Raw genomic sequence first — 18,196 nt, forward strand, 5'->3', positions numbered from 1 at the left:
CGCTACGCGCCTAGGTCCTGTCCGGGCGATCCTCTCGGGCGCGCGACGACGGCTGCGGCGTCTCGCGGCGTTGTCGGAGCCGCCCGAGTACGCCCAGTACGAGGGCGATCCTCCGCCTTGCGATACACCACATCCGACGCCGCGGGCCGATCCTCGAAGATCGCCCGGACAGGACCTAAGGCCCGCATGCCCCTGGCCCGCGCGGTCACCGCGCTCTCGTCCGAGCCGAGGAGGCCGAGGACCTCGAGGGCGCGGCGCGGCTGGGACGCTGAGGCGAGGACGCCTCCGCCGAACGTCGAGCTGATGGCGGTGTCGCCCGGCAGCGGGCCGGCGACGACGACGCCCGGCAGGTCCATCAGCTCGCTGTGCTGCTGGAACGCCAGGTCGGCCCGGCCGTCGGACAGCAGGCTGCCGGCCGGCACCCCCGGCGGTGCCTGGACGAGCCGGCCGGCGAGCGCGTCGGCGAGGCCCAGGCGGCCGATCAGGGCGACCAGGGCGGTCCCGCTGGGACCGGTGGAGTACGCGATCGTCCTCGCGGACTCCAGGACGGTGCGCAGGTCGGCTTCCGTCTCGAGCGCGGGAACCGGAGATCCCGCCGGCACGGCGGCGACGACCTGGGAGATCCACAGTGGTCGCGCCGTGCCCGCCAGGAGGTGGCCCTCCTTCTCCAGTGCGGTCAGCGCTCCCTCGGCGAGCACGAGCAGGTCGGCCTCGGCGCCCTCGCGCACCCGCCGGGCGATCTCGACCCCGCCGGCGGCCTCGAACCGCACGGGCAGCCCGTGCGCGAGCCGGATGTGTGCGGACAGCTCGGCCAGTACCGGCCGTGTCGCCATCGAGGACAGGCCGGAGATCACTCGGTCCGCGTGGTCCACGTCGCCTCCTTGGTGTCCGGCAGAGAGTACGGCGCTCGGCCGGGCGGCTCAACGCCGGTCTGCGAGACTGACCGCGTGAGCGCACCCCGGAGCACGGCGGCTGGAAAGGTCCTGGAGGTCCTCGCGGCCTTCGACCGCGAACACCCGTCGCAGACACTGTCGGAGATCGCCCAGCGCACCGGTCTGGCCCTGAGCACGACGCACCGGGTGGTCGCCGAGCTGGCGGGATGGGGTGCGCTGGAGCGCGGGGAGGACGGCTCGTGGCATGTCGGGCTGAGGCTCTGGGAGATCGCCTCGGGATGCCCGCGCACGCAGATCCTGCGTGACGTGGCGCTGCCCTTCATGCAGGACCTCTACGAGGCGACCCACGAGAACGTCCAGCTCGCGGTGCGCGAGGGCGCGGAGCTCGTGTTCGTCGAGCGGATCGCCGGGCACCGGTCGGTGGAGCTGGTGACGGAGGTCGGGTCCCGATTCCCGATCGGCTCCACCGGGATGGGGCGGGTGCTGCTGGCCCACGCTCCGCCGGACATCCAGGAGGCGGTCCTCGCCTCGCCGCTGCGGGCCTGGACCCCGCACACCGTCACCGACCCCAAGACCCTGCGCGCGGAGCTGGACCGGATCCGCCGCGAACACGTCTTCGTCAGCGACCGGCAGCTCTCGGAGAGCACGGTCGCGGTGGCCGCGCCCGTGCGGATCGGCCGGAACGGTCCTGTCAGCGCCTCGTTGGGGATCGTGATCACGGCACGGAGCGCGAACCGGGCGCGCGGGCTGCGTGAACCGCTGCTGCGGGCCGCGTACGGGATCTCCGACGAGCTCGGCCGGCGTACCCACCCGGCCGACTGAGATCCGAGCGGCTTCCGCCTGACGGAAACGCCGGAGACCGGCCGCGGCCCCGGGTGTCACCGTTCGACGTGTTCGGGAACGTTCACCGTTGATCAGGAGATGCCATGGCCGACGCCGTCGTCGACACCGTTGCCTCGGTCCCCGTCGCCGTCGTCGGCGCAGGCCCGGCCGGTCTGATGCTGGCTCACCTGCTGGGGCGCGCCGGGGTCGAGACGATCGTGGTCGACACCCGCACCCGGCACGAGATCGAGACGACGCAGCGGGCGGGCATTCTGGAGGCCGACGCGGCCCGGGACCTGGTCGAGACGGGCGTCTCCGACCGGATCCTGCGCGAGGGCCACGAACACGAGGGCACCGAGTTCCGGTTCGGCGGCCGGCCCCACCGGATCCACTTCAAGGAGCTGGTGGGCGAGTCGGTGTGGCTCTACCCGCAGACCGACGTGTTCGTCGACCTGGCCGACGCGCGGGACCGCGACGGCGGCAGGGTCCACTTCGGCGTGCAGGACACCGAGGTCCTCGACATCACCGGCGGTGCCCCCCGGGTCCGGTACACCGCGGCCGACGGTTCCCGGCACGAGATCCGCGCCCGGTACGTGGTCGGGGCGGACGGGTCGCGCAGCATGTGCCGCAACCTGGTCCCCGAGGACCGGCGGGCGCGGTACGGCAAGGAGTACCCGTTCGCCTGGTTCGGCATCATGGCCGAGGCACCGGCGAGCGCACCCGAGCTGGTCTACGCCCACTCCGAACACGGCTTCGCGCTGATCAGCCGCCGGACCGAGACCGTCCAGCGGATGTACTTCCAGTGCTCCCCCGACGAGTCCGTCGACGCCTGGCCGGACGACCGGATATGGGAGACGCTCCAGGCCCGGGTGGCCGGTGAGGACGGCTTCCGCCTCAAGGAGGGCCCGATCCTCGAGAAGAGCGTGCTGCGGTTCCGCTCGTTCGTGCAGGAGCCGATGCGCTGGGGCTCGCTGGCGCTCGCCGGAGACGCCGCGCACACCGTGCCGCCGACCGGCGCCCGCGGACTCAACCTCGCGCTGCACGACGTGAAGGTCCTGGCCGACGTCCTGCTGCGGGCGCTCGGCACCGCGGGCGACGCAGCGCTGGACGAGTACCAGCCGCGGGCGCTGCAGCGGGTCTGGCGGGCGCAGAACTTCTCCCACTGGATGACCCAGCTGCTGCACACGGCGCCCGGCGGCTCGCCGTTCGACCTGCGGCGCCAACTCGGCGAACTCGACAACGTGGTGGGCACGCGCGCCGGCCGCACCTATCTCGCCGAGCAGTACACCGGCTGGCCCGTCCGCTCCCAGGGCTGATCCCCGACGACCCCCAGGAGAAACCCCATGATCATCGACTGTCACGGTCACTTCACCACGGCGCCGCCGCAGCTGGCGCGGTGGCGTGACCGGCAGGTGGCGGCGGTCGGCTCCCCCGCGGACGCGCCCGATCCCGACGACCTCGTCATCACCGACGACGACCTCCGCGAGGCGATCGAGGGCAACCAGCTGCGCCTCATGGACGAGCGGGGCATCGATCTCACGGTCTTCTCCCCGCGGGCCAGCTTCATGGCCCACCACATCGGCGACTTCGGGGTCTCCTCGACGTGGGCGCGGATCTGCAACGACCTCGTCCACCGTGTCGGCACGCTCTACCCCGGCCGCTTCGCGACGGGCGCGATGCTGCCGCAGTCGCCGGCCGCCGACCCGGCCACCTGCCTGCCCGAGCTGCGCCGCGCGGTCGAGGAGCTCGGCGCGGTGGCGGTCAACCTCAATCCCGATCCGTCGGGCGGCCGGTGGACCGCGCCGCCGCTGACGGACCGCAGCTGGTACCCGGTCTACGAGGCGCTGGTCGCGTACGACGTCCCCGCGATGATCCACGTCAGCACGTCGTGCAACCCGGCCTTCCACACCACGGGGGCCCACTACCTGAACGCGGACACCACGGCGTTCATGCAACTGGTCCAGGGCGACCTGTTCGCCGACTTCCCGTCGCTGCGGTTCGTGATCCCGCACGGCGGCGGGGCGGTGCCCTACCACTGGGGCAGGTTCCGCGGCCTGGCGATGGCGCTGGGCCGTCCCGACCCCGAGACGCTGCTGGACAACGTCTTCTTCGACACGTGCGTGTACCACCAGCCCGGCGTCGACCTGCTCACGCAGGTCGTGCCCAGCCGGTCCGTCCTGTTCGCCAGCGAGATGATCGGCGCCGTCCGCGACGTCGACCCGCGCACCGGCCACCACTTCGACGACACGAGGCGGTACGTCGACGCCACCCCGAACCTCACCGACGAGGAACGTGCCGCCGTCCACTCCGGCAACGCCCTGCGCGTCTACCCCCGACTCGCCGCCCGGCTCTCCGCGGCCGGCCGCTGACCCAGGAGAACGCCCCATGGAACACGCCCGGATCGGTGTCGTCCGCACCTCGATCAGCCGCGCCGAGCCCGCGGACGTCGCCGCGCTGTCGGCGTTCGGCGTCGCCACCGTGCACGAGGCCATGGGCCGGGTGGGCCTGATGCGGCCGTACCTGCGCCCGGTGTACTCCGGGGCCCGGCTGTGCGGTCCGGCGGTGACCGTGCTGCTGCAGCCGGGCGACAACTGGATGCTCCACGTCGCCGCCGAGCAGATCCGGGAGGGCGACGTGGTGGTGGCGGCCTGCACGACGGAGAGCGAGGACGGGTTCTTCGGCGAGCTGCTCGCCACCTCGTTCCGCGCCCGAGGCGGTCGGGGCCTGGTCATCGACGGAGGCGTGCGGGACGTGGCCGAACTGGAGGAGATGGACTTCCCGGTCTTCTCCCGGGCGGTCAACGCCAGGGGCACGGTCAAGGCCACTCTCGGTTCGGTCAACGTTCCGGTGGTCTGCGCCAACGCGCTGGTCAGGCCCGGCGATGTCGTCGTGGCGGACCGCGACGGTGTGGTGGTGGTGCCGCGGGAGCGGGCCGCCGAGGTCGCCGGGGCGGCGGCCCGGCGCGAGGCGGGCGAGGAGAGCAAGCGGGCCCGGTTCCGCGCCGGCGAACTCGGCCTGGACATGTACGGCATGCGCGGCCCGCTGGCCGAGCTCGGCCTGCGCTACGAGGACTGACGATGACGAGTTTCGAGAAGACCCCCGGCTGGCTGGACTGGTACGCCGATCCGAGCCGGCCGCGGTTCCGGGTGCCCGCGGGGGCCGTCGACGCGCACTGCCACGTGTTCGGCCCGGGAGCCGCGTTCCCGTTCGCGCCGGAACGGAAGTACACCCCGTGCGACGCGTCCAAGGACCGGCTCTTCGAGCTGCGCGACCACCTGGGCTTCGCCCGTAACGTGGTGGTCCAGGCGACCTGCCACGGCGCCGACAACAGCGCCATGGTCGATGCCCTGCGGGCCTCGGGGGGCCTGGCCCGGGGCGTGGCGACGGTGCGGCCCGGGGTCTCGGACGCCGAGCTCGCGGAGCTGCACGAGGCCGGGGTGCGCGGCGTGCGGTTCAACTTCGTCAAGCGGCTCGTCGACGCCGCGCCGGAGCGCGAACTGCGGGACGTCGTCGAGCGGATCGCCCCCTACGGGTGGCACGTCGTCGTCTACTTCGAGGCCGCCGACCTCGCCCGCCTGCGCGACTTCCTCCTGTCGACACCCGTCCCGCTGGTCGTCGACCACATGGGCCGGCCCGATGTCACCGAGGACCCGGACGGACCGGAGTTCGGGGCGTTCCTGGACTTCCTGCGGGCGCGGCCGGACATCTGGTGCAAGGTGACCTGCCCCGAGCGGCTCACCGTGAGCGGCCCGCCCGCCCTCGACGGGGAGCGGCACGCGTACCGCGACGTCGTCCCGTTCGCCCGCCGCGTCGTCGAGGAGTTCCCCGACCGGGTGCTGTGGGGCACGGACTGGCCGCACCCGAACCTGGTGTCCCACATGCCCGACGACGGGCTGCTCGTCGACTTCCTCCCGCACATCGCGACGACGCCGGAGCTGCGGCGCAGGCTCCTCGTCGACAACCCGATGCGCCTGTACTGGCCGGACGCAGGCTGACCCGCCCCACGATCGGAGCCCGACCATGTCGCTCGACAAGACCTACAAACTGGTGCCGGGGACGACCGTCTTCGACGCCGAGCAGTCCGCCAGGGGCTACCACCTCAACCAGTTCTGCATGTCGCTGATGACGGCGGAGAACCGCGAGGCCTATCTCGCCGACGAACGCGCCTACCTGGACGCGTGGCCGCTGCGGGAGGAGCAGAAGCGGGCGCTGCTCGACCGTGACCTCAACGCCGCCGTGCGCGAGGGCGGCAACATCTACTTCCTCGCCAAGTGGGGCGCGACGCTGGGGTTCTCGTTCCAGCGGATGGCGGGTTCGATGACCGGGATGACCGAGGAGGAGTACCGCGCGATGATGGTCGGCGGCGGCCGCTCCGTCGAGGGGAACCGCATCGACCACGCCGTCCTGGAGGCGGCGTACGCCGACCCCGCGCCGCCGGCCGAGCACGCCACGATCACCGGCGCGGTCTTCACCTCGCACGTGCCGGCGATCGGCGCGGCGATGGACCACGGCAAGACCGAGGAGCCGTACTGGAGGCCGATATTCGAGGGGTACGCGTTCTCCAGGCAGTGGGAGCAGGAGAACCTCCCCGACGTGATCCTCCTGGTCTACAACGACCACGCGTCCGCGTTCGACCTGTCGCTGATCCCGACGTTCGTGCTCGGCACCGGCGCGGCGTACGCCACCGCCGACGAGGGGTACGGGCCCCGTCCCGTCCCCGGCATCGAGGGCGACCCCGAGCTGGCCGCGCACATCGCGCACTCGCTCATCAGGGACGACTTCGACCTCACGCTCGCCAACGAGATGACCGTCGACCACGGTCTGACCGTCCCGCTGTCGCTGCTGTTCGGCGACGTCGAGACGTGGCCGTGCAGGGTGATCCCGTTCCACGTCAACGTGGTGCAGTACCCCGTGCCCTCGGGCGCCCGGTGCTTCCGGCTCGGTCAGGCGCTGCGCAGGGCGATCGAGTCCTACGACCGGCCGCTGAAGGTCCAGGTGTGGGGCACCGGTGGGATGAGTCACCAGCTGCAGGGTCCGCGCGCCGGTCTGATCAACCGGGAGTGGGACGGGGCCTTCCTCGACCGGCTGGTCGACGACCCCGTCGGCCTGTCGCGGGTCCCGCACCTGGAGTACGTCGAGGAGGCCGGCTCGGAAGGCATCGAGCTGGTCATGTGGCTGATCGCCCGCGGGGCGATGAGCGACGTCGACGGGTCCGGACACGTCGAGGTCAAGCACCGCTTCTACCATGTGCCGGCGTCCAACACCGCCGTCGGCCACCTGATCCTCGAAAACCACCCGCGGGCCCAGGAGCCCGCCGAAGGAGCGAACTGACATGACCGACGACCGAACCCTCCGGGTGGCCCTGGCCGGCGGCGGCGCCTTCGGCGCCAAGCACGCGGCCGCGCTCCGGCGGATCGAGGGCGTCGAGGTGGCCGCCGTCGTGAGCGGCAGCCTCGAGAGCGCCCGGACGTTCGCCGCGGAGCAGGGCGTCGGGCGCGCCGTGGCCTCCCTGGACGAGGTGCTGGCGATGGACGACATCGACGCCGTCGTCCTGGCCACCCCCACCCCGCTGCACGCCGAGCAGACGCTGGCGTGTCTGGCCGCCGGCAAGCACGTCCAGGTGGAGATCCCCCTCGCCGCCTCCCTCGGCGACGCGGAGGCGTGCCTGGCGGCGCAGCGGCGCACCGGGCTGGTGGCCATGGTGGGCCACACGCGGCGCTTCAACCCGAGTCACCAGTGGGTGCGGCGGCAGATCCGGGCCGGCGAGTACACCATCCAGCAGATGGACGTGCAGACGTACTTCTTCCGCCGTTCGAACCTCAACGCGCTGGGGCAGCCGCGCTCGTGGACCGACCACCTCCTGTGGCACCACGCGGCGCACACCGTGGACCTGTTCGCGTACCAGACCGGCTCGCCGATCGTGCAGGCCAACGCCGTCCAGGGGCCGATCCACCCCGAGCTGGGCATCGCGATGGACATGTCGGTCCAGCTGCGCGCGGAGAACGGCGCCCTCTGCACGCTGTCGCTGTCGTTCAACAACGACGGGCCGCTCGGCACGTTCTTCCGCTACATCGGGGACAACGGCACGTACCTCGCCCGCTACGACGACCTGGTCACCGGCAGGGACGAGAAGATCGACGTGAGCGGGGTCGACGTCTCGATGGACGGTATCGAGCTGCAGGACCGTGAGTTCGTCGCCGCCATCCGCGAGGGCCGCGAGCCGAACTCCTCCATCGCCCAGGTCATGTCCTGCTACCGGACGCTGGCGGCCCTGGAGGAGCAGCTGACCGCCGTCCCGGTTGCGTAGCACGGCGCCGACGTCCGGCCGGGCGCTCTCAGCGCCCGGCCGGTACACCCTGCCCGCCGCGCGGGATCCGTTCGTCCGCGTCGGCCAGCAGGAAGAAGACCGGCGGCAGACCGAGCTCCAGCACGGTCAGCGCGATCTGGAACCCGTGCGGCAGGCCGTGCACGGCGAGCGAGAGGAGCCGGCCCACGCCGCCCAGCAGGAGCACACCGGCCAGCCATCGCACCGCCCGGGCCGGGATCGGACGCTGTCGCGCGGCCCACAGCCACGCGAGGCCGTAGCCGGCGAAGGCGGCCCCCATGAACCGGCCCCAGCTGTCGACCGTCGCGCCGGCGGAACCGGCTCCGGGGATCGCCGCGTTGCCGAGCACCACGTGGAGCAGGCCGATCGCCACGCAGCTCCAGCCCATCACCTGCGCGAGTGCGCGTAAGGCCCTGGCCATGTTCCCTCCCAGCAGTCGGACACGTCTGGTTGACATGTGTCTACTAAGGTGGCGCTCCAGTAGACGCATGTCAACTAAGATGTGTTCGTGCCTCCCCGCAAGCGCCTCGCCCCCGCCGACCGCCGCGCCCAACTCCTCGCCGTCGGCGCGCGGTTCTTCGCCTCGCGTCCCTACGCCGAGGTACTGATGGAGGACGTCGCCGAACAGGCGGGCGTCTCCAGGGCCCTGCTGTACCGTCACTTCCCCAGCAAGCAGGCCCTCTTCGCGGCCGTCTACCAGCAGGCGGCGGACCGGCTGCTCGCCGAGACGCGGCTCGACCCGGCCGATTCCCTGGTGGACCAGCTCACCCAGGGCATGGACGTCCACCTGGACTACTTCGTGGCCAACCGCCACGCCGTCCTCGCCGCCAACCGGGTCCTCGCGGGCGATCCCGTGATCCAGACGATCATGACGAACGAGCTGGACGCCCTGCGCGCGCGGCTGCTGGCCGTCCTGCCCCTCGCGGACGAGGGGACCCGGGAGGCCGTGTCGGGTGTCCTCAAGGGCTGGCTGGTCTTCGTTCAGGTCCTGACCGTCGACTGGCTCACCCACGAGACCTGCACCCGCACCCGCTTGCGTGACGTCTGCATCGGGGCGGTCCTCGGCGCCCTGCGACCGCTGCTCGCCGAGGACCCGGCCCCCGACTGGCCGGCCCCGGGACCCGGCACGCCCCGCGGGTGACGGACCCGGCCCGCCGCGCGGTCGTCGGGCGGGGCCCCGCTCAGTCCTCGTCCGCCGCCGGGCGGAGCGCCGCCAGCGCGCCGAGGGTCAGTTCCAGGGCGAAGGGGTAGCCGCTGTCGCGCATGTCGGCGGCGAGCAGCGGGAAGGTCGCGGCGACATGCGGGTGGGTGTCGGCCGGCAGCCTGCCGTAGACCTCGTGCCAGACCGCCTCGTCGGCCTCCCGGGCGGCCTTCGGCAGTGCCAGCGCGGCCGCGTCCTGGGCGGCGAAGGCCAGGGCCTGGTCGACGAAGGCGTGGTAGGCGCGGACGGCGAGGGCATCGGGGAAGCCCGCCGAGCGCAGGATGCCGAGGATCCGCTCGACGGCCCGGGTCTCGTGGGGGCGTCCCGTGGTGCGGTACGCGCCGAGGACGGCCGCCTGCGGGTGGGTGAGATAGCAGGCGTGGATCCGCAGCCCCATCGAGCGCAGGTCCTCCCGCCAGTCCCCGGTCGCCCGCCAGCCCTCCTGCGCCCTGCCGATCATCTCGTCCGCGAGGGCGAGGAGGAGGGCGTCGGTGTTGTGGAAGTAGCGGTAGAGCGCGCTCGGGTCGGCGCCGAGCGCGGCGCCCAGCCTCCGTACGGAGAGCGCTTCGGCACCGTGCTGGGCGACCAGCCGGAGCGCCGTCTCGACGATGAGCTGCTCCGAGAGGACGGCGCCCTGCTTCGTGGGCCTCCGGCGCTGCCGCCTGGCTTCGGGAACGACACGTTCGGACATGGCCGGGACCTTACGTCAACACCATTGACGTGTAAACGGCCTTGCCGCTTCCATGGCGCCACCGCCCGTCGTCTCACGCTCTTGGAGTTTCGAATGGCCAAGGCCGATCTGGTCTTCACCCGTGGCCCCGTCTTCACGGTGGACCCGGCCCGCACCCGGGCGACCTCGCTCGCCGTCGTCGGCGACAGGATCGCCGCCGTGGGCCACGACGAGGTACGGGATCTCGTGGGGCCCGGCACCGAGGTGGTCGACCTGACGGGGAAGCTGCTGATCCCCGGCTTCCAGGACGCCCACATGCACCCGGTCTTCGCCGGCGTGGAGCTGGCCGAGTGCGACCTGACCGAGACGGTCGGCGTCGACGACTACCTGGCCCTGATCCGCGCGTACGCCGACGCGCACCCCGACCGCGAGTGGATCACCGGGGGCGGCTGGTCGATGGAGAGCTTCGAGGGCGGGCTGCCGACCCGGCAGCTGCTCGACTCCGTCGTCCCGGACCGGCCGGTCCTGCTGTCCAACCGGGACCACCACGGCGCCTGGGCCAACACGCGGGCGCTCGAACTGGCCGGGGTCACCGCCGCCACCCCCGACCCCGCCGACGGCCGGATCGAGCGCGAGCCGGACGGCACGCCCAGCGGCATGCTCCAGGAGGGCGCCACCGCGCTGGTCGGCCGGCTGCTGCCGACCTGCACTCCCGCGGAACTCCTCGCCGGGCTGCTGCGGGCCCAGAAGCTGCTGCACTCCCTCGGCATCACCGGCTGGCAGGACGCGATGCTCGGTGAGCTCCACGGCCGGCCCGACCCCTCGGACGCGTACGTGACCGCGGCGGGGGACGGCTCGCTCACCGCCCGGGTGACCGGGGCGCTCTGGTGGGACCGGGCGCGGGGGGCCGAGCAGATCCCCGAACTGGTGGCGCGACGCGAGAAGCTGGGAACCGGACGGTTCCGCGCGGGCTCGGTGAAGATCATGCAGGACGGTGTCGCGGAGAACTTCACCGCCGCCATGACCTCCCCCTATCTGGACGGCTGCGGCTGCGCCACGGCCAACAGCGGTCTGAGTTTCGTCGACCCCGGGGCGCTGCGCGGATACGTGACGGAGCTCGACGCCCTCGGCTTCCAGGTGCACTTCCACGCCCTGGGCGACCGGGCCGTGCGCGAGGCCCTGGACGCGATCGAGGCGGCGGTGGCGGCCAACGGGCACCGCGGCAACCGCCACCACCTCGCCCATCTCCAGGTCGTCCACCCGGACGACCTCACCCGCTTCGCCGCGCTCGGCGCCCTGGCCAACATCCAGCCCCTGTGGGCGGCCCACGAGCCCCAGATGGACGAGCTGACCATCCCGTTCCTGGGGCCGGAGCGCGCCGCCTGGCAGTACCCGTTCGGCGACCTGGTGCGCGCCGGCGCGACCCTCGTCGCCGGCAGCGACTGGCCGGTGAGCAGCCCCGATCCGATCGCCGGCATCCACGTGGCCGTGAACCGCCGGGATCCCGAAGCCGACCACGACCGGGTCTTCTACCCCGAGCAGCGGCTCGACCTCCCGACGGCGCTCGCCGCGTACACGGCCGGCGCCGCCCATGTGAACGGTCACGACGACGCGGGCAGCCTGCGCGTCGGCAACCTCGCCGACCTGGTCGTGCTGGACCGCGACATCCTGACGGCGCCCGCGGAGGAGATCGCGGAGGCCCGGGTGGAGCGGACCTATGTCGCCGGCCGGCTCGTGCACGCGGGCTGAGGGGACCGGACCGATGACGCCCGTACGTCGAGGCGGGTCGGGACGAGCACCCCCGGCAGCTCCTGGGCACCGTGCTCCAGGACCGCCACCAGGCGTGCGACGCCCGCCTCCGCGATCGCCTCGGGCCGCAGGCTCAGGGTGGTCACCGGCGGCTCGGTGTGCTCGGCGGTGACGTCCTCGCTCACACAGACGAGGAGCAGGTCGCCGGGGACGTCGAGGCCGAGGCGGCGCACCGCGTCGAGGACGAGGGGCGGACTCGCCTCGGCCACGACGAGGAGGGCGTCGGGCCGTGCCCCGTCGGCCGCAGGGTCGCCCGCGAGGGCGGTCTCGACGGCGCGGACGACGGCCGGGTTGCCCGGTGCCCCGACGCGGACGACCCGTTCCGGCACGCCGTGATCCGCGCACCACGCGCGGTGCGCCGCGAACACCTCGGTGTGGAAGCGGGTGGTGCTGTCCGGCACCACGAGGACGGGTCGCCGGGCGCCCTGCTCGCGGACGTGGTCGAGGGCCTCGCGCACGGCGCCGCCGGCGTCCACGTCCACCCAGTACGCCCCGGGCCGCCCCTCGACGGAGCGGTCGCTGAACACGGGGATCCGGGCGGCGAGGAGGTCGTCGACGATCCGGTCGTCGGCCACCGGGTCGGCGACGATCACCGCGTCCAGCGCCAGGTCGGCCCACTCGCTCTGCAGGGAGCCGGCGGGCAGCAGCACCATAGCGTAGCCGCGTCGCAACGACGTGGCCGCGGTGGCGGCGGTCAGCCGGGCGAAGTACGGCGACTCCAGGAAGGCCCAGGGGGCGTCGGCGAACTCCCCGACCACGTATCCGATCAACCGGGCACGTCCCGCGCGCAGCCGGCGCGCGGTGGCGTTGGGCCGGTAGCCCATTCTGCGCGCGGTCTCGCGGGCCTTCTCCCGTACTTCGGGGGAGAGCCTTCCGGTGCCGTTCAGTGCCGCCGAGACGGTCGTCTTGGAGAGGCCCGCCTCGCGGGCCACGTCGACGAGGCGGACGCGTGGGAGGGGCGGCGAGGGCTGCCCGCCGTGCGGTGAGGCGTCGGTCATGTGACTGATGCTGCCACCCTCGCGACCTTTGCAAAACCGTTCCCGCAGAGCCTTGTGCGGGAACGTTCCCGCATCAATACTCGCTCCATCCCCCAGCGCCCGTCACTACACCCGTAAAGGGGTGGGTCTGCATGCGCATGTCCAGAACCATCGCGCTTCTCGTCTGTACCGCCGCCCTCGCGGCCACCACCGGCGCCTGTTCCGGCGCGACGACGCCTCGGCACGCCGCCGGCGGCGGCGCGGACTTCAAGGTCACTCCGCTCTCACCGCCCGCCCAGGGCCCGCTGAAGTCCTTCACCTGGTCCCTGTACGCCGAGCCCTACACGCTCGACTACGCCCTCGCGTACGACTACCCGCCGAACACGGTGCTCGCCAACGTCTGCGAGCAGCTCCTGCGGGTCACGCCCGACATGCGGATCGAGCCGGGCCTCGCGGTGAAGTACGACCGGCCCGACCCGCGCACGCTCGTCTACACCCTGCGCCCCGGAGTGAAGTTCCACGACGGCACGACCATGACCGCCGACGACGTGGTCGCCTCCCTCGCACGCCAGATGGACCCGAAGACCGGTTCCCCCTGGGGCTCGGCGTTCAAGTACGTCGACGCCGTCGAGAAGACCGGCCCGCTGGAGGTGACGCTCCGGCTGAGCAAGCCCGACGTCCTGCTCAACGAGCTGATGGCCGCCTCCCCCGGCACCATCGAGAGCGCCGCCACCCTCGCCGCGGCCGGCAAGGACTACGGCACCCCCAAGGGCAAGGTCAACTGCACCGGTCCGTACGCCCTCGACACCTGGACCCAGGGTGCCGAGATCACCCTGAAGAAGCACGGCGCCTACTGGGACCCGAAGCTCGCCCCCAAGACGGACACCGTGAGGTTCACCTTCATCGAGGACCCGGCCGCACGCACCAACGCCTTCCTCTCCGGCACCGCCGACGGCGGTTACATGGTGGCCCCCGCCTCGATCGGGCAGCTCCGCTCCGGCGGCAAGGGCACCGTCCTCTTCGGCCCCAACACCGCCGCGTCGAATCTCGCCGTGCTCGACTTCCGCGGCCCCCTCGGCAACCTGAAGGTCCGCAAGGCCCTCTCCCTGGCCCTCGACCGGAAGAACATCATCAAGGCCGCGGCCGGCGGCATCGGCGTCCCCGCCAAGGCCCCCGCCGCGCGCGGCGCGTGGGCGCTCGCGCCGGAGAAGACCGCCGCGCTCTACGACACCCTGCCCGAGCCCGTCCACGACGTCGCGGCCGCGAAGAAGCTCGTCCAGGAGTCCGGTGCCAACGGCCGCAGGATCACCCTGGCCACCAGCACCCTCGCGCCCGAGATCAGCGTCGTCGCCAACGCCGTGCAGGCCGCCGGGCGGGAGATCGGCCTGGACGTCGAGCTGAAGTCCGTTCCCCCCGAGGCGTACAGCAGCATCTTCGTCGACCCGGAGGCGCGCGCCGACCTCGACCTGGTCATCACCAACGGCTACGACAACACGCCCGACCCGCTGGAGTTCTACCAGTACCTGCGCACGGGCGACTTCGGGAACTACGGCAACTGGTCGGACTCCGAGTTCGACATCGCCTTCGACCGGGCCAACGCCGAACCCGACCCGGCGGTCCGCGCCGAGCGGACGGCCGTACTCCAGGGGATCGCGATGCGCGAACTGCCCGTCATCCCGCTCTACGAGGCGCCCTACATGGTCTTCCTCGGCAAGCGCGTGACCGGCGCCCCGACCGGGATCGCCCAGCTGTACTACCCGTGGGCCGCGACGATCGGGGCCGCGGCCAGATGACCTGCAACCTCATCGGACGGATCCTCGGCCTGGTGGCGGTGCTGTTCGCGACCTCCGTCGTGGTCTTCGGCAGCGTCCACCTGGCACCCGGCGACCCGGTGTCGTTCCTGCTCCACGGCCGCCCCGCGACCCCCGAGGCCGTGGCGGCCCTGCGCTCCCAGTACCACCTGGACGACCCGCTGGCCGTGCAGTACGCGAAGTGGCTCGGCGGTGTCCTCCAGGGCGACTTCGGCAGCTCCGCCCAGTACCACCAGGACGTCACCGCGCTCATCGGGTCCCGGCTGCCCGGCACGGCCCTGCTCGTCGTTTACGCGGCGCTGCTCGTCGCCGTCGTCGGCGTGGCGGCCGGAGTCCTCGCCGCGCTGCGCCCCGGCCCCCTGGACCGGGCGGTGCTCCTCGGGAGCGGCGTCGCCACGGCCACCCCGTCGTTCGTGACCGCGATCGCGCTCGTGTCGCTGTTCTCGGTCCGGCTGGGCTGGTTCCCCGGGCCCGGCGGCACACCGGCCGGGTTCTCCGACCGGCTGTACCACCTGACCCTGCCGGCCTTCGCCCTGGCACTGACCTTCGCGGGTCTCCTGGCCCGGGTCACCCGCTCGGCGATGCTCGACGAACTCGGCCGGGAACACGTGGAGGTGGCACGCGCGCGCGGCGTCCCCTGGTGGACCGTGGTCCGCCGGCACGTGCTGCGCAACGCGCTCGGACCGGTCGTCACCGTCGGCGGCACGATGCTCGCCGGACTCCTCATCAGCACCTCGATCGTCGAGACGGCCTTCGACGTGCCCGGCCTCGGCTCCCTGCTGGTGCAGTCGGTCACCGCCAAGGACTTCGCCGTCGTGCAGGCGATCACCCTGCTCAGCGTGGGCGCGTTCGTCCTCGTCAACCTCGCCGTCGACCTGCTCGTCCCCCTCATCGACCCCCGGCTGTCCCTCCACGGGGAAGGCTCCTCATGACCACCACCGCGCCTTCGGAGCGCGCCGTCCTGCACCGCAGGCCCGGGCTGCGGCGCCTGCGCCTCGCCGGCCAGGGCCCGTTGTTCACCGCCTCGGTCGCGGTGCTCGCCGCGCTCGTCCTGATCGCCGTGCTCGCCCCCGTCCTCGCTCCGTACGACCCCGAGGCCCTCGACCTCGCGGCGAGCCTGGCCGGGACCACCGGCGAGCACCTGCTCGGCACCGACCAGTCCGGGCGGGACATCCTGTCGCGGCTGATGCACGGAGCCCGCACCGGGCTGCTCGGACCGCTGCTCGTCGTCGGCGTCTCCACCCTGCTGGGCACCCTGCTCGGCGTGGTGGCGGCCTGGCGCGGCGGCTGGGCGGACTCGGTCCTGTCCCGCTCGATGGACATGGTCTTCGCGATCCCCGGACTGCTGTTCGCGATCCTGCTCGTCTCGGTCGTCGGATCCGGGATGACCGCGCCGGTGATCGCGATGGCCGTGGCCTACACCCCGTACGTGGGCCGCCTGGTGCGCGGCATCGCGCGCCAGGAGAAGGCCCGCCCGTACATCGAGTCCTACCGGGTGCAGGGCTGGTCCGGCTGGACCGTCTGCCTGCGCCACCTGCTGCCGAACATCGCCCCCACCGTCTTCGCCCAGTCCGCGATGAACTTCGGCTACGCGCTGATGGACCTGGCGGCCCTGTCCTACCTCGGCTTCGGCGTGCAGCCGCCGACCGCCGACTGGGGCGCCATGATCAACGAGGGCCAGTCGGCCGTCCAGCAGGGGGCGATGCTGCCCGCCCTCGCGCCCTCCGCGTGCATCGTGCTCGCCGTGGTGGCGTTCGGCATCGTCGGCGAGGGGCTCGCCGACCGGATCGCGAGGCGGGAACGGTGAACAGCATGAAGAAGCAGCGGGACCCGCGGAACCGGACGCGCGCGACCGCGGTCCCTGCCGGGGACACGACTCCCGGCCCGGACACGCGCCCGCTCCTGGAGATCGACGGGCTCGGGGTCCGGCTGCCCGGCGACCGGGCCGCGCGGCCGATCCTGGACGGGGTCGGCCTGCGGGTACGGCCCGGGGAGAGCGTCGGTCTGGTCGGCGAGTCCGGCTCCGGGAAGTCGGTGGCCTGCCGCAGCGTCCTCGGACTGCTGCCCGCGGGCGCGCACACCAGCGGCGAGGTCCGGGTCGCCGGCCGGGACGTACTCGCCATGAGCCGTACGGAGCTGGCCGCGCTGCGGGCCCGGCAGGTCGCGATGGTCTTCCAGGACCCGCGTTCCTCCGTGAACCCGCTGCGCCGCGTCGGGGACTTCCTCACCGAAGGGCTGCGTGCGGCCGGCACCCCCGCCGCCGCGGCGACCGCGCGGGCCCTGGAACTCCTCGACGCGGTCGGGATCCGGGACCCGCGCGGCGCCCTGCGACGCCGGCCGCACGAGTTCTCCGGCGGCATGCTGCAGCGGGTGGTCATCGCCGCGGCGCTCGCCGCCGAGCCCGCGCTGATCGTCGCCGACGAGCCGACCACGGCCTTGGACGTCACGACCCAGGCGGAGATCGTCGGCCTCCTCGACCGGCTGCGGGTCGAGCGCGGCGCGGGCCTGCTCTTCGTCACCCACGACCTCGAACTGGCCGCCGCCGTCTGCGACCGGGTGTACGTGATGTACGCGGGCCGGATCGTGGAGACCCGGGGCACCGACGAGCTGTTCGACCGGCCGCGCCACCCGTACACCGCGGGGCTGCTCGCCTGCACGCCGAGCATCGCGGCGGACACGCCCGCGCCCCGGCCCATCCCCGGGCGTCCCGTCTCCCTCGCCGAGGCGCCGCCGGGGTGCGCCTTCGCCGCGCGCTGCGCCCACGCGGTGCCGCGCTGCTCCGAGGAGAAGCCCGTACTCGCCCGGCACGGCGACGGACTCGCCGCCTGCCACCGCGCCGACGAAGGGATCACGCTGTGACCGCCTCCGCGCAGGAAGCACCGCTCGCCGAGGGGCCGGTCATCGAAGGACTGGCCGTCGAGGGGTTGCGGAAACGGTACGGGGACCACGCGGCGGTCGACGACGTGTCCTTCTCCCTGGCGCCCGGCGCCTCCCTCGCGATCGTCGGGGAGTCCGGCAGCGGCAAGACCACGACGGTGCGGATGCTCGTCGGCCTGGAGCGCCCGGACGGCGGGACCGTCCGCCTGGACGGCCGGGACCGCTCCACCCGCCCGCGGGGCAGGGCGGAACGGCTGGCCAGGGCCCGGGAGATCCAGATGGTCTTCCAGGATCCGTACCTCTCGCTCGATCCCCGGGTGACCGTCTCCGGCTGCCTGGACGAGGTGCTCCGGCTCCACACGGACCTCGACGCACCGGGGCGCGTCACCCGGGTCGCCGCGCTCCTGGACCAGGTCGGCCTCGGCGCCCGCGAGGCCGCCGCGCTCCCCCGCGCCCTCTCGGGCGGCCAGCGGCAGCGCGTGGCGATCGCCCGCGCCCTCGCCGTCGAGCCCCGGGTCCTCGTCCTCGACGAGGCGGTCGCCGCGCTCGACGTGTCGATCCAGGCACAGATACTCGAACTCCTCGGCACGATCCGCCGCGAGTCGGGAATCGGCTACCTCTTCGTCACCCACGACCTGGCGGTGGTCCGGCACATCGCCGACGAGGTCCTCGTCCTCAGGTCCGGTCGCGTCGTGGAGTCGGGCCCGGTCTCCCGGGTCCTGGGCTCCCCGGAACACCCGTACACCCGCCTCCTGCTCGACTCGGTGCCCCGCCGCGGCCGGTTCCCCGGGAGCGGGTGACGGGCGGCGCC

General features: G+C 73.0%; 18 protein-coding genes. 14 read left to right on the top strand and 4 right to left on the bottom strand.

Going from position 1 to position 18,196, the window contains the following annotated elements; all coding sequences use genetic code 11:
• Positions 1-2: 2 nt before the first annotated feature.
• Positions 3-872: a substrate-binding domain-containing protein gene (locus tag ACE1OA_RS03205; RefSeq protein WP_432752215.1), complete on the bottom strand. Its 870-nt coding sequence runs from the start codon at positions 870-872 to the stop codon at positions 3-5.
• A 75-nt stretch (positions 873-947) separates the two neighbouring features.
• Between ACE1OA_RS03205 and ACE1OA_RS03210 the strand changes: the two genes are divergently transcribed.
• From ACE1OA_RS03210 to ACE1OA_RS03240, 7 genes are all read left to right on the top strand, one after another.
• Positions 948-1,715, top strand: a complete 768-nt coding sequence (locus ACE1OA_RS03210; protein WP_384867990.1) for an IclR family transcriptional regulator — start codon at positions 948-950, stop codon at positions 1,713-1,715.
• Between the two features lie 104 nt (positions 1,716-1,819).
• Complete coding sequence (locus ACE1OA_RS03215) at positions 1,820-3,031, top strand: 4-hydroxybenzoate 3-monooxygenase (protein WP_432752216.1); 1,212 nt, start codon at positions 1,820-1,822, stop codon at positions 3,029-3,031.
• Positions 3,032-3,058: 27 nt separating this feature from the next.
• The gene (locus tag ACE1OA_RS03220; RefSeq protein ID WP_432752217.1) at positions 3,059-4,084 is read left to right on the top strand and encodes an amidohydrolase family protein; all 1,026 of its coding nucleotides are present in this window, start codon (positions 3,059-3,061) and stop codon (positions 4,082-4,084) included.
• 16 nt (positions 4,085-4,100) lie between these two features.
• Positions 4,101-4,790, top strand: coding sequence for a 4-carboxy-4-hydroxy-2-oxoadipate aldolase/oxaloacetate decarboxylase (gene ligK, locus ACE1OA_RS03225; protein WP_432752218.1), 690 nt, complete (start codon positions 4,101-4,103; stop codon positions 4,788-4,790).
• A gap of 2 nt (positions 4,791-4,792) precedes the next feature.
• Entirely contained in the window at positions 4,793-5,710 is a 918-nt protein-coding gene (locus tag ACE1OA_RS03230) for an amidohydrolase family protein (protein WP_432752219.1), read from the top strand.
• 25 nt (positions 5,711-5,735) lie between these two features.
• Positions 5,736-7,046 carry a protocatechuate 4,5-dioxygenase subunit alpha gene (gene ligA / locus ACE1OA_RS03235; protein ID WP_356602096.1) on the top strand — a complete coding sequence of 437 codons (1,311 nt, stop codon included), beginning with the start codon at positions 5,736-5,738 and terminating at the stop codon, positions 7,044-7,046.
• A 1-nt stretch (position 7,047) separates the two neighbouring features.
• The gene (locus tag ACE1OA_RS03240) at positions 7,048-8,022 is read left to right on the top strand and encodes a Gfo/Idh/MocA family oxidoreductase (RefSeq protein WP_432752220.1); all 975 of its coding nucleotides are present in this window, start codon (positions 7,048-7,050) and stop codon (positions 8,020-8,022) included.
• A 28-nt stretch (positions 8,023-8,050) separates the two neighbouring features.
• Here ACE1OA_RS03240 and ACE1OA_RS03245 read toward each other — a convergent pair whose 3' ends face one another.
• Complete coding sequence (locus tag ACE1OA_RS03245) at positions 8,051-8,461, bottom strand: DUF4345 domain-containing protein (RefSeq protein ID WP_356602092.1); 411 nt, start codon at positions 8,459-8,461, stop codon at positions 8,051-8,053.
• Between the two features lie 87 nt (positions 8,462-8,548).
• On the opposite strand from ACE1OA_RS03245, the gene ACE1OA_RS03250 reads away from it, so the two are divergent.
• Positions 8,549-9,181, top strand: coding sequence for a TetR/AcrR family transcriptional regulator (locus tag ACE1OA_RS03250; RefSeq protein WP_432752221.1), 633 nt, complete (start codon positions 8,549-8,551; stop codon positions 9,179-9,181).
• A 40-nt stretch (positions 9,182-9,221) separates the two neighbouring features.
• Here ACE1OA_RS03250 and ACE1OA_RS03255 read toward each other — a convergent pair whose 3' ends face one another.
• Entirely contained in the window at positions 9,222-9,932 is a 711-nt protein-coding gene (locus tag ACE1OA_RS03255) for a TetR/AcrR family transcriptional regulator (RefSeq protein ID WP_356602088.1), read from the bottom strand.
• A 93-nt stretch (positions 9,933-10,025) separates the two neighbouring features.
• Between ACE1OA_RS03255 and ACE1OA_RS03260 the strand changes: the two genes are divergently transcribed.
• Positions 10,026-11,660, top strand: coding sequence for an amidohydrolase (locus ACE1OA_RS03260; RefSeq protein WP_356602086.1), 1,635 nt, complete (start codon positions 10,026-10,028; stop codon positions 11,658-11,660).
• Here ACE1OA_RS03260 and ACE1OA_RS03265 read toward each other — a convergent pair.
• Positions 11,627-12,718: a LacI family DNA-binding transcriptional regulator gene (locus tag ACE1OA_RS03265; protein ID WP_384868009.1), complete on the bottom strand. Its 1,092-nt coding sequence runs from the start codon at positions 12,716-12,718 to the stop codon at positions 11,627-11,629. The genes ACE1OA_RS03260 and ACE1OA_RS03265 overlap by 34 nt on opposite strands.
• A gap of 131 nt (positions 12,719-12,849) precedes the next feature.
• Between ACE1OA_RS03265 and ACE1OA_RS03270 the strand changes: the two genes are divergently transcribed.
• The 5 genes from ACE1OA_RS03270 to ACE1OA_RS03290 are packed head-to-tail and all read left to right on the top strand — an operon-like array spanning position 12,850 to position 18,185.
• Positions 12,850-14,490, top strand: a complete 1,641-nt coding sequence (locus ACE1OA_RS03270) for an ABC transporter substrate-binding protein (RefSeq protein ID WP_432752222.1) — start codon at positions 12,850-12,852, stop codon at positions 14,488-14,490.
• A complete protein-coding gene (locus ACE1OA_RS03275) occupies positions 14,487-15,440 on the top strand; it encodes an ABC transporter permease (RefSeq protein WP_432752223.1) in 954 nt (317 codons plus the stop codon). The genes ACE1OA_RS03270 and ACE1OA_RS03275 overlap by 4 nt, the downstream gene beginning before the upstream one ends.
• Positions 15,437-16,315, top strand: a complete 879-nt coding sequence (locus ACE1OA_RS03280) for an ABC transporter permease (protein ID WP_432752224.1) — start codon at positions 15,437-15,439, stop codon at positions 16,313-16,315. Before ACE1OA_RS03275 ends, ACE1OA_RS03280 begins: the two co-directional genes overlap by 4 nt.
• A gap of 5 nt (positions 16,316-16,320) precedes the next feature.
• On the top strand, positions 16,321-17,367 hold the full coding sequence (locus tag ACE1OA_RS03285) for an ABC transporter ATP-binding protein (protein WP_432752225.1): 1,047 nt from the start codon (positions 16,321-16,323) through the stop codon (positions 17,365-17,367).
• A complete protein-coding gene (locus ACE1OA_RS03290; RefSeq protein WP_432752226.1) occupies positions 17,364-18,185 on the top strand; it encodes an ABC transporter ATP-binding protein in 822 nt (273 codons plus the stop codon). The genes ACE1OA_RS03285 and ACE1OA_RS03290 overlap by 4 nt, the downstream gene beginning before the upstream one ends.
• Positions 18,186-18,196: the final 11 nt, after the last annotated feature.

This window comes from Streptomyces sp. JL2001, from assembly GCF_050917515.1.
Classification (GTDB): Bacteria; Actinomycetota; Actinomycetes; order Streptomycetales; family Streptomycetaceae; genus Streptomyces.